6 protein-coding genes and 4 pseudogenes are annotated in these 11,417 nt (G+C 69.2%); 7 read left to right on the forward strand and 3 right to left on the reverse strand.

Annotated elements, in window-relative coordinates; all coding sequences use genetic code 11:
- Positions 1-100: 100 nt before the first annotated feature.
- The 5 genes and pseudogenes from ACIBAD_RS37090 to ACIBAD_RS37110 form a co-directional block, all read left to right on the forward strand.
- Positions 101-439 (forward strand): annotated as a pseudogene (locus ACIBAD_RS37090) (GAF domain-containing protein); the annotation flags it as partial.
- Between the two features lie 433 nt (positions 440-872).
- Positions 873-1,289 (forward strand): annotated as a pseudogene (locus ACIBAD_RS37095) (GAF domain-containing protein); the annotation flags it as partial.
- Entirely contained in the window at positions 1,247-1,810 is a 564-nt protein-coding gene (locus tag ACIBAD_RS37100) for a PP2C family protein-serine/threonine phosphatase (protein WP_398911442.1), read from the forward strand. The pseudogene ACIBAD_RS37095 and the gene ACIBAD_RS37100, both read left to right, overlap by 43 nt.
- A gap of 433 nt (positions 1,811-2,243) precedes the next feature.
- Positions 2,244-2,693 (forward strand): annotated as a pseudogene (locus ACIBAD_RS37105) (SRPBCC family protein); the annotation flags it as partial.
- Between the two features lie 485 nt (positions 2,694-3,178).
- On the forward strand, positions 3,179-3,718 hold the full coding sequence (locus ACIBAD_RS37110) for an SMI1/KNR4 family protein (RefSeq protein ID WP_398911444.1): 540 nt from the start codon (positions 3,179-3,181) through the stop codon (positions 3,716-3,718).
- Positions 3,719-3,781: 63 nt separating this feature from the next.
- On the opposite strand, the pseudogene ACIBAD_RS37115 reads toward ACIBAD_RS37110, so the two are convergent.
- The 3 genes and pseudogenes from ACIBAD_RS37115 to ACIBAD_RS37125 all read right to left on the reverse strand — a co-directional run bounded on the left by ACIBAD_RS37115 (position 3,782) and on the right by ACIBAD_RS37125 (position 7,756).
- Positions 3,782-4,533, reverse strand: a pseudogene (locus ACIBAD_RS37115) (transposase family protein).
- Between the two features lie 786 nt (positions 4,534-5,319).
- Positions 5,320-6,807: an aminotransferase class I/II-fold pyridoxal phosphate-dependent enzyme gene (locus ACIBAD_RS37120; RefSeq protein WP_398911446.1), complete on the reverse strand. Its 1,488-nt coding sequence runs from the start codon at positions 6,805-6,807 to the stop codon at positions 5,320-5,322.
- A gap of 613 nt (positions 6,808-7,420) precedes the next feature.
- Positions 7,421-7,756 (reverse strand): hypothetical protein, encoded by a 336-nt coding sequence (locus ACIBAD_RS37125; RefSeq protein ID WP_398911448.1) that lies wholly within the window; start codon positions 7,754-7,756, stop codon positions 7,421-7,423.
- 502 nt (positions 7,757-8,258) lie between these two features.
- Between ACIBAD_RS37125 and ACIBAD_RS37130 the strand changes: the two genes are divergently transcribed.
- Positions 8,259-8,984, forward strand: coding sequence for a HemK2/MTQ2 family protein methyltransferase (locus tag ACIBAD_RS37130; RefSeq protein WP_398911438.1), 726 nt, complete (start codon positions 8,259-8,261; stop codon positions 8,982-8,984).
- A gap of 55 nt (positions 8,985-9,039) precedes the next feature.
- Positions 9,040-11,328: a catalase gene (locus tag ACIBAD_RS37135; RefSeq protein WP_398911440.1), complete on the forward strand. Its 2,289-nt coding sequence runs from the start codon at positions 9,040-9,042 to the stop codon at positions 11,326-11,328.
- Positions 11,329-11,417: the final 89 nt, after the last annotated feature.

Consider the following 11,417-nt stretch of genomic DNA (forward strand, 5'->3'; position numbering starts at 1 on the left):
CCCGAGGCCCTACGTCTGGACCAAGACCGCAGACGAGATCCTCGAACGCCTCGCCAGCTATCTGAACAGAATTCCTGACTCAGAAGACTAGGGAGATGCATTGAACCGGTTCGCCCGGCTCGCCACCCGTTTGCTGAGCGCGCCGCAGGGGCTCGTCTGGCTGAACCCGTCCGGCGAATCCGCCGGCGCGGCGCCCGAGTGCTGGCCGGCCGGAACGAGCGTGCCACCCGGGGTCATCAGATGCTGCCAGCGCGTGGCCGAGCTCGGACAGGCACTGTTCCTTCCCCTGGACGGCAGTGATCCCGATTTCGCGTTCGCCGGGGTTCCCCTGGCGGGCGGCTCCAGCGAACTCCTGGGCGTCTTGGCCGTCGTGGACGACCGGCCCCGTTCCTGGACCGCGGACGAAGTCCGGGACCTGTCGGACCTTGCCGCCGCTTGCAGTGCGCAGATCCGTTCGCGTGTGCGGGCGGAGAGCGGGCGCCGGGCGCAGGAGGAGGCTGCGGAGGCCGCGGACGTGGCGCAGGCGGCGGCTGCCGGGCTGCGCACGCGTCTCGGCCGTTCGCAGCTGCTGCTGCGGGCCGCCGAGGACCTCGCCGACACCCGCGGCCTGGACGAGGTACGCCGCAGGGTGGGGGACCTGGTCAGCGGAGATCTCAAGCCGTCCTACATCGGCCTGGCCCTCGTGCAGCACGGGGGGCTGCGGCGCGTCGCGGACTCTGTGGGCGGTGATCAGCCCTTCGAGCAGGTCCCCGAGGCGTACGCGCTCAGCTCCCGGTGGCCGAGTGCTCGGGCGGCGCGCGAGAACCGCATGATCGTGATCGGCGACCGGTCCGAGATCACCGCTCGGTACGCGCCCGGAAGCCGTCGCGGGCTTCGACTCCCTGGGACTGAGCACGGCCGTCTGCCTCCCCCTGCGAGGCACTCGCGGGGTCGTGGGGGTGCTCGTGCTGGGGTGGGAGAGCCGCTACGACATCGACACCGCCGAACGCGCGGTGCTGACCACGCTCGCGGGGTACACCGCGCAAGCCGTCGAACACGCCCTCCACCTCGACGAACGCATCACCGTCGCACGCCAGCTCCAGCAGGCCATGCTCACCGAACTCCCCGAGGTCGCGGGCTTGGAACTGGCCGCGCTCTACCGGCCGGCCGCGCGCGACGACCTGGTCGGCGGAGACTGGTACGACGCATATCCCCTGCCGGACCTTTATCCGGGCGCGGAGGCCGAGGGGGGGGGTTTGCCATCACCGTGGGCGACATCACCGGCCACGACATGCGGGCGGCCGCCGTGATGGGACAGGTCCGCAGCATGCTGCGGCAAGCCGACCACGACCATCCCGGCCAGGGCCCCGACCAGTCACTGACCGCGGTGGAGCGGGCCTGGCTGCGGCTGGGCCTCGAAACGAGCTGCACCATGATCCACGCCCACCTCACCCCTGCGGCCGGCGGCCAGCGGCAACTGAGGTGGAGCAACGCCGGCCATCCGCCGCCGCTGCTCGCCCACCCCGACGGCACGGTCGAACGTCTGATCCGGCACGATGTGCTGCTGCACCCCGCGCTGCCGCGCCGGCCCCGCACATGCGACACACGCCCGATGGCACCGGGCAGCACCCTCCTCCTCTACACCGACGGACTCGTCGAACAACGCGGCCACGACATCGACGAACACACCGACCGCCTCGGCCGACAGCTCGCCGCCACCCCACCCCGGACACCCCTGGACGCAGTCCTGCACACCCTCCTGGACACCGTGGGGGCAGCCGAGCCCGAGGACGACACCGTCCTGCTCGCCCTGCGTATCCCGGCCCTGTAGACCGCCGCGGCCATCACGTCCGCGCCGCTCACCAGGCCACGCCCCGGTCGCACGACCCGGTGTGAAAGGACACCGGGCGACGTGCTCGTCTTCCCCTGACGCCACGCTACGAAGGTTCTACTCCTGCGGATGGAGGGCAACTTGGCGCATGACCGAGCTGATTGCGTCGCTGCGCGAGGACGAGGCGCGCCTGGCGGTCCACGAACGGTGCTTCGCCAGCTTGGACGGCGGCCGCCGCAACGAGGAGCTGCTGAGTTTGGGGACGTCACCGTCCGCGGGATCCGCGGACGGGCAGGAACGGCGTGGATGGCCGGGTCCATCGCCCACGCGTGTCAGCACGGCGAGGCCACCTCGGTGGTGAACAGATCCACGACACCGGTGATCTCCAACAGCCGCATGAACTGGCTCCCGGGCGCGGCCTTGCTCCCTTCTTCTGCCAGCTGGAGACCTCCCTGCTCGAACCGAAGTCAATGTCCCCGTGCGCACCGCGCGTACAACCAGTGGACACAGTTCGAGTCGTTCCCCCCACTTCATGGATGGGGTAGAGCGCATCGAACAGCGCACCGACACCATGACGCACTGGGTGGCGAAGGTCGGCGGGGTGAGCAAGGAGTTCGAGGCGGAGATCACCGAGCAGATCCGCGACGAGCGCGTCGCCTGGACGGCCCTGGGAGGCGACGTCAAGCAGGGGGGAGTTGTCACCTTCCATCACCTCGCGGAGAGCAAGAACAAGGTGATGCTCCAGCTCGACTACGACCCGGATGGTTCCGCGGAGAACGGCGGCGACGAGTTGGGCTTCGTCAAGAGGCAGATCACCGGCGACCTGAAGCGGTTCAAGCAGTACATCGAGGAGCGATGCCGCGAAACCGGCTCTTGGCGCGGCGAGCTGACCAGCAATCGGCCTCGTCTGGGCGAATGCCCGCTACACCGCATACCCACTGCGCCTGGGGCCTGGTACCCCACGGAATGGGTGATGCCCCGGGATACGGGCCAGGCGACGGCGGCCGAACCGGACAGCAACGGCGTGCCGCCACCGATTCTCCGTCAATGAGCGTTTTCAGCTTCGCCACTCCAGGGTGACGCCTTGGCCCTCGCTTGAGCCCTTGAAGCTCCTCGGCTGGGCCCGCCGGGCACAGTGGGTTGTCTGTGAAAAGTCGCGGGCGGTCACTTCGCTGAGGGGCCGGCCCTGCCCTTCGGGGCGGAAGACGATCGCGGGGAGGGATGGAACGCATGCTCGAAGTACCATGCCTGCAAGGTTCTCCGGCCGGTACTTCCCAACCTCCGCAGTGGCGTAGTCGGGCGGAGACATCCTGTAGAGAGGGCAGAGGGCATAGGGCGATGAGTGTGGCTGAGAGTTGGTCGCGTGTGATGGGTCTTCTTCGGGAGCACGCGCCGGCCGATCACGCGGATCTGCCAGGGCCCGCTACGGAGCAGATGCTCGCGGCAGCCGAGGAACGGATGGGGATCTCCCTGCATGGGGACCTGCGGACGTGGCTGTTGCAGAATAATCTGGATCTGCCGGAGGAAGACGTCGACGACGAAGTGGCATGCTGCGGCCTCGACGGGTTCCCCGACGAGGGAAGCTTCTTTCTGGGCATCCGGGCGATGGAGAGGCTCTACGCGAACCGCTCCATGCCCGGTGGATTCGACCCGCCGGACCAGCCGGACAATCCGTTCTGGCGTAACGAGTGGATCCCGTTCCTGTCGGACCAGGACGGCTGGATGGGAAAGTTCATCGACGCGAGGGACGGACGTATCGGCAGATGGTTCGTGGGTGAGCCCACGGTCACCGGCGAGTACGAATCGATGGCTCACTACTTCGACTCCGTGGCGGAGATGCTGACGAGGATCGGCGCGGGGGACTATCCGGTCTGTTCCGTTGCCGGAGGGCGACTTGTCTGGTCGTGAGACGGTTCCCCACTGGATGACGGCCATTGCCCGTCCGTCCTCCCCCTGGAAGGGCAATGAGTTTCACCAGCGTTGACGTTCCAGGGTGAGGATGGCTGCAGCGATGACGGTCATGCGGTTGGGGCTGCAGCGGGCCCGGCGGAAGATCTGCCAGGACTTCAGCCTTGCGATGCTTCGTTCGACCGGTGCCCGTGCTGCCGACAGGGCCCGGTTGATCGTTCGTTGGGTCGTGGTGAGGTCCCGGTTCGGGAGCCGTCTGATCGGTGTGGTCACCCAGGGGCCGGCGCCGATGTAGGCACGGTCGGCGAGCACGGGGACGCACTGGCGTTCGCAGATCCGGATGATGCGGTGGGTACGGGCCGCGGTCAGGTCGTGGGTGCGGCCGGGCAGGGGAGGTGAGATCCACAGCAGTTTGCCGGTGGGGTCGGCCACGACCTGCACGTTCACACCGTGACGGCGGTGCTTCTGAGAGAAGTCGGCCCGGCTGTCGCCGACCCGGTCGCACTCGGCGAGTGTCCCGTCGAGCAGGACGTAATCCGGATCGGCCTCGCGCAGGACCCGCAGGAGGCCCAGCGCCCGGCCGGACAGGTGCCGGACGACGGCCTGGACGTAGCCGTGGGCGGCGCCGACGGATATGCCGAAGCCGACGGCGATCTGCGCGAGCGTGTCGTGCCGGCGCAGGTAACCAGGCCGACGAGGGCGCGCTGGTGGGGCGGTAGCTTGCAGCGGCGGTCACCCTCACGGGTGACGATGAGCATCGATACCCACTCGACCAGAGCTTGCGGCAGGTCGAGTGCGGCAGGATAGGGAACCAACAAGGCTCCTGTGTCGATGGATTGAGACTTCGAATACCTCCCTCAACGGCGCGGGAGCCTTGTGCGTTGCGGTCCTCATCATGCACTGGTCCGAGTCACTCGATCAGTGGGCACTCTGAAATGCGGCGCCGAGGGCGACGGACGCGGTGAGATAACCGACGTAATCGATCCGCCCGAGCCCGGCGGAGGAGGCGAAGAAGCCGACGATGGCGACCTGGGTGCCGTGTTCCCCCAGAGGACGGAACCGGCCCACCAGTGCCAGAAGGGGCAGCGGGCCGAAGGGCCCAGCCGTGGATGCCTGCCACGGCGGCCAGGGACGCGGCCAGGGCCGTCCCGGCCGTCATCGCGGTCAGGTACTGCGCGCAGTCCCGCAGCGACCGGTAGACCGTCGCCTGGAGCGCTACCAGAGCGGTGAAGGGGGCGAACGTGGACACCGTGTGAGGGAGCAAGTGGCGGGCCAATACCCATGCGGCGGTCGCCGCCAGCACGCTTTTGGCACCGAGGACGAGATCATCGCGCTCGCTGCCTGGAGACCGGACCCCGCGCCGCACGAATCCGGCGAACTCGATCCTCTGGTGGGTTGCGATCGCGGTGCTGGTGCTGTGGCTCATCGAGTTCGTTGCCCGCCCGAAGGGCAGCAGCGGCCGCTGGTACCGCTGGTAGCCGAACGGTTGCGGGCCGCGTGCCGGTGCCCGCCCCACCTGCGGGGCGGGCACCGGCACGTCCATGTCGGGTCGGGACACATGTCGGGAGGCCTGGGGTACCGGGACGCGACAGGTCGCTCCGTCAGGCGCCCGCGCCGGCGCGGCCGCTCTCGATGGAGACCCTGACGCTGTTGACCTCCGTGTCAGCCGCGTCAGGGACGACCATCCCCGCTTCGACGCCCGAGCGGAGGTAGCGCAGGACGTCATCGGTGAGGCGTTCCCCGGGGAGCGCCGCCGGGATGCCCGGCGGGTAGGGGGTGAGCATTTCGGCGGCGATCCGCCCGGCCGCCTTCTGCCAGGGCACCTGTTCGGTCGGGCCGAAGAAGGCGTCGCGGGGCAGCGCCGTCTGTTCCAGCCGCAGCCTGGCGGGCGCCGGCACTTCTACGGGCTGGCCGGTGCGCAGTTCGCCGACGTATGCGGCGAGATCGGTCAGGGCCGTCAGCAGGACGCGGGCGCTGCATTCGTCGTCGGCGTGCGTGAGCTGGGCGCTGATGCGGCGATGGTCGGCGAGGTGGAGGTTGACCCGGTGGTGGCGGCGCAGCCAGTCGGCTGCGCGATAGCCGGTGACGTTCCAGGCGCTGATGTCGATGATGATCTGCAGCGGGTCGGTGTCGGCCGCCTTGCCGGGGCCACAGAAGTCCTCGCGGCCGTGCACTCGCACGCCGTCGATCCGCGCGATCTGATCGCGCAGCTGCCGTGCGAGCTCGAGGGCGTCGCCGTAGAGGGCCTTTCCCTGTTCGACCATCTGCCGGCGCCAGCCGTCGAGGGCTGCGTACACGAGGACGGAGGGGCTGGTCGTGCCCAGCAGATCCTCGCGGCTTTTGAGCACCTCGGGCTTGACCAGGTCGCCTTGGAGGTGGAAGACCGAGCTCTGCTCCAGCCCGGAGCCCATCTTGTGGACGGAGGTGACACAGACGTCGGCTCCGGCGTCCATCGCCCAGGTGGGCAGGTCGGGGTGGAAGGGCAGGTGGGCGCCCCAGGCCTCGTCGACGACGAGAGGCTTGCCCCGCGCATGGCACACCTCGGCAATGGCGGCGAGGTCCGAGCAGGTGCCGTACGGCGTGGGGGTGGTCACCAGCGCGCCGCGGGCGTCGGGGTGCGCGGCGAAGGCCGCCTCGAAGGCCTCGGCGGACGGGGGGTGGGCGAGGTGGCGCTCGGCGTCCCACTGCGGGTCCACCCACACGGGCCGGATCCCGGAAAGTATCAGTCCGGAGACGACGGACTTGTGGGCGTCCCGCCCGACCAGAAGTTCTTCGTGGGGTCCGGCGACGGACAGCATGGCGGACTTCACCGACAGCGAGCTCCCGCAGGTGGAGAAGAAGGCGTGGTCGGCGCCGACAGCCTCAGCCATCAGTGCCTGCGCCTCCTCGATGACGCCGTGGGAGGACGTACGGTCGTCCAGGCCGCTGGTGGCGAGGACATCGGATCGGAACACCGCGTCGCCGAGCACGGCCCTCACCCGGGGGTCGGCGCCGCGGCCTTGTTTGTGCCCCGGTGGAGTAAAGGGGGTCTGGCCGGTTTCGTGGTAGGCGGCCAGTGCATCAAGTACGGGCGTTTTCGACTGGTCCATGCACCGGCGTCTGCCCTCCCAAGCCGGTGGAAAACGGACGGCGCGTGGGCAGGCGCACAGGCACCTCAACGCTCGTGGCGTGCTTCCTTGGTCCGCATGGCCCCCGGCGCCCAGCACGCCCGTGGTTTCGAACGGGGCCGTCCGGGCGAGCCGAGGCAATTCGGTGCGCGCAATGTGCCTCACGATCGGCGGCAGGAACACCCGCACGGATGGCACGGCCCGCAGCCAGGCAGGTACGTACACGGAGGCTCTGCGGCGTTCGACGACGGTGACCAGGCGTGCGGCCACGTGAGCGGCCGGGTAGTCGGCGTCGCGGGCCACGTCGGTGTCGACCGAGTTGATGGAGGCGATGGCGACCCCGACTCCCTCGTGGGCGAGTTCGGCGCACAGGGCATGGGCGAGGGACTCGGCGCCCGCTTCGGAGGCGCAGTAGGCGCAGTAGGCGCAGTAGGCGCTCATCAGCGGTGACCTGCCCATGGCGGCCATGAGGTGACCTGGAGGTAGATGACTCCGGTGGTGAGCAGTGCGGGGAGGAAGGAGCGGGCCGTCGCCGGAGGGCGGTCTGCGGGGGTAGCGTCTGGGTTGGCGCGGGAAAGGCAAAGGCCGGGGTCAGTCACGGTCTTCCGCATTGCGCACGGGCGTCACCTGCTTGATCCGGCCGGCTCGCCTCCTCGGTGTCAGGCCCCGGCCCGCGCGATGACGCGGTGGTACTCCAGGTCCGCCAGGGCTGTCGCGACGAGGGACATCTGGTCACCGGCCACCGCCTCGGCGAGCGCATCCTGGGATCGGCCGTAATCGGCTTCACCCCGTCGTCGGTCGAGGCCGGGAGCCAGCAGATGGACACGATCTGGTGGTGTCGTGTTCCGTCTGAGGTTACGAACGGCAGATCGTAAAGGGCCAGGCGCGCCTGGTCGGCTGGCAGCGCCCGCAGGAACTCGTCGTACGTGATTGCCCTTTTCCTCGACGATGAGAGATGAGGTACCGGCGCCTTCTGCGAGCCGGTAGATCACAGAATTGACCTGCCGCTTTTCCCGCAGGTCCTGAAATGCACTGATGGAGCTTTCGTCTACGGCGACTTGCGTAGCTTGCCGCCCGACGGCCGAGCGCGTGATCGCCAGGAGAGGGTGCGGCGCTTGGGCTGCTGATGGCGGCGTCGACGCGGTCTCGCTGTCGGTCCGGAAGGTCCGCACCGCTCACCCGCAGCAGGACCGTCGCGCCGTCCGTCGCTTTCAGGTGCAAGACAAGAGATCGCGGGTAGGCGCAGCCCGTAATCGATCGATCCCCTCACCCCTCTCACGAATCGATCGCTCCGTCATAGCCCTCCTCAGGGCTGCCGCGGTGACCGGCACTTTCCCGTGCGGCCCGCGATCGTCCGAGCCCAGCCCGCCGCCTCAGAACCCGCGCGGTCACCAGCCCCGCCTCAGCGCTGGGCCGTCGACCAGGAGGTATCCGTGCCGAGCACCGCGTTGGCTTGCAGCGACCCCATCCCGCGCCCGTCGTGGGAGCCGGTCCACGACGGTGCGCGAGTCGTTGAACTCGGCACGGGGACCGGGGCCCTCGCCTTGTGTGCGGCCGCTCGCGGGGCGGATGTCACCGCAGTGGACGTCGCGTGGCCCGCCGTACTGGCAGCCCGGCTGAACGGCTGGCTCCACCGCACACCCCTGCGGGTCCTGCACGGCGACTTCGCCTCCCGGACCGAGGGCCAGCGCTTCGATCCGGTCCTGGCGAACCCTCCCTACGCCCCCAGTCCCGACAGCCGGCTGCCCGCCAGCGGAGCTCGGCCCGCCTGGGACGCGGGAAGTGACGGACGGGCCGTGATCGACCGGATATGCGACATGGCGCCGGTACTTCTGTACACCGGGGGCGTGCTGTTGCTGGTCCACTCGGGAATGTGCAGAGCCCAGGAGACCCTGGAGCGGCTCACCCGGGCGGGGCTGACCGCGCGAGTCGCGGAACGAGTGCTCGTGCCCTGGGGGTCCGTACTGCGCTCCCGCAGGCAATGGCTCCAGCCGCAGGGCCTCGCCGCGGCAGGCGACGAGCAGGAGGAGCTCGTGATCACCGGGCGGAGCAGCGGCCCCTCCCCCTCCACAGATAGGCACGTCGCGGCGGGACAAGCATCACGTGCCGCGATCGGACTCCACACTGCCAGTCCGCTTTGTCGATATAGCGTCGTTTGAAATGCATTGGCCGGGGTCACACGTGTATCGCCTGGTCCCTAGCACTGGAGATGTGATGTCAGAGAAGAGCCCACTGAAGGCCGTGTCCGACAAGATCGCAGATGCCATGCCGGGCGGAGGGGCGAAGAGTGAGGGCCTTGAAGAGGGAATCCCGGGCAAGCCGGCGCCCGTCTCCCCGCAGCTCGCCGAGCCGGTGCAGCCGGTTGAACCCCTGCCGCCCAAGGCAGATCAGAGCGGCCCGGAGACGGTCAGCCCGACCGGGCAGCCCACCGGAGCCGACCAGGCGCGGATGGCGCAGAGCGGCGCGTACCTGACGACGGCTCAGGGCACTCGGCTGGTGGACAGCGATCATTCACTCAAGGCGGGCCCGCGCGGGCCGGTGCTGCTACAGGACCACCACCTGCGCGAGAAGCTCATGCACTTCGACCACGAGCGGATTCCCGAGCGCGTGGTCCACGCCCGCGGATCCGCCGCGCACGGCGTCTTCCAGTCCTACGGCACGGCGCAGGCCGTCTCGAAGGCCGCGTTCCTGGCCGCCGACGCCGAGACGCCCGTTTTCGTCCGCTTCTCCACCGTCCTGGGCTCGCGGGGCTCGGCGGACACAGTGCGCGACACCCGGGGTTTCGCGACGAAGTTCTACACCGAGGAAGGCGTCTTCGACCTGGTCGGGAACAACATCCCGGTGTTCTTCATCCAGGACGCGATCAAGTTCCCGGACGTCATCCACGCCGGCAAGCCGCACCCCGACCGCGAGATCCCCCAGGCCCAGAGCGCACACGACACGTTCTGGGACTTCGTGTCCCTGCACACCGAGGCCACTCACCACACGCTGTGGAACATGTCCGACCGGGGCATCCCGCGCTCCTACCGGATGATGGAGGGGTTCGGCGTCCACACCTTCCGTCTGGTCAACGCCCAGGGCAACACGACGCTGGTGAAGTTCCACTGGAAGCCGAAGCTCGGTGTGCACTCCCTGGTCTGGGAGGAGGCGCAGCTGATCAACGGCATGGATCCCGACTTCCACCGCCGTGACCTGGCCGACGCCATCGAGTCCGGCGCGTTCCCCCAGTGGGAGCTCGGCATCCAGAGCTTCCCCGACAACGAAGACCAGATGTTCGAGGGGATCGACCTCCTTGACCCCACCAAGATCGTCCCGGAGGAGCTGGCCCCGGTCCAGGCGATCGGCCTGCTCACCCTGAACGCCAACCCGTCGAACTTCTTCGCCGAGACCGAGCAGGTCGCCTTCCACGTCGGCCACCTGGTTCCGGGCATCGATGTCACCGACGACCCGCTGCTGGCCGGCCGGCTGTTCTCCTACCTCGACACGCAGATCACTCGGCTTGGCGGACCCAACTTCCCCCAGCTGCCGATCAACCGGACCCACGCACCCGTCAACGACATGCTCCGAGACGGCTCCCACCAGAGCGCCGTGCACCGCGGGGCGGCCCCCTACAAGCCCAACAGCATCGACGGGGGCTGCCCCTTCTTCGCCGGCGCCGACACCGGCGCCTACATCGAAGTCCCGGCAGAGGTCCCCGCCGCACGCAAAGTCCGCGAGGCACCCGTCTCCTTCGGCGACCACTTCTCCCAGCCCCGGCTGTTCTGGCAGTCCATGAGCCCGGTGGAACGCGAGCACATCATCGCCGCCTACACGTTCGAGCTGTCCAAGGTCTACGAACAGGCCATCAAGGAACGAGTCCTGCAGACGCTCGCCAACATCGACACCGAGCTGTGCGGCGAGGTCGCCGCCGGGCTGGGACTGCCGGCCCCCTCCGCGACCGAACCGCCGACAGACGTACAGGCCAGCCCGAGCCTGTCCCAGATCGGAGAGAGCTGGCCGCTGGACGGACGGATCGTCGGGATCGTCACCGACGCGTTCACCGACCTGGCCGGCGTGGCAGAAGTCCGCCAAGCCGTCCTGGACGCCGGGATGGTTCCGCTGGTGATCGCGCCCACCGGCGGCCGGCTGCTCGGTGACGGAGATCCGGTGACGGTGCAGCGCACCTACGCGGCCGCACGCTCGGTCGAGTTCGACGCGTTGCTGTTCGCCGGTGTGCCCGCGGCGGGAGCGGACGCCCACGGCGCCCGCGACGCGAAGGCCGGCAACCCCAGGCCCGCCGTCGGTGATCCTCGTGTCCTGGCCCTGCTCGCCGAGGCGTACCAGCACGGCAAAGCAGTCGGCGGCTGGAACGGCGCGGAGCGCCTGTTCGAAGCGGCAGGCATCCACAACGGCGAGGCGGGCGTCGTCATCGCCCCCGACGGACCGGCCGCTCTGTGCCAGCTCGCCGCGCTGATGCGCACCCACCGCGTCTGGGCGCGCTTCCCCGCCCCTGCCTCCTACTGAGCTTGCAGCTGTGGTGTCGTCAGTTTGAGTCTGGTCTCGGTGAGGCATCCGTCGATGACGTCGCTGCGGTATTGGATCTGGCGGAGGCC

Origin of the sequence: Streptomyces sp. NPDC051109, assembly GCF_044455885.1 — a bacterium.
Lineage (GTDB): Bacteria > Actinomycetota > Actinomycetes > Streptomycetales > Streptomycetaceae > Streptomyces.

What these genes read in the sequence shown, in the direction of transcription:
- ACIBAD_RS37135 (WP_398911440.1), top strand. Translation starts at nt 9,040, where the DNA reads ATGTCAGAGAAGAGCCCACTGAAGGCCGTGTCCGACAAGATCGCAGAT.
- ACIBAD_RS37120 (WP_398911446.1), bottom strand. Translation starts at nt 6,807, where the DNA reads ATGGACCAGTCGAAAACGCCCGTACTTGATGCACTGGCCGCCTACCAC.
- ACIBAD_RS37110 (WP_398911444.1), top strand. Translation starts at nt 3,179, where the DNA reads ATGGGTCTTCTTCGGGAGCACGCGCCGGCCGATCACGCGGATCTGCCA.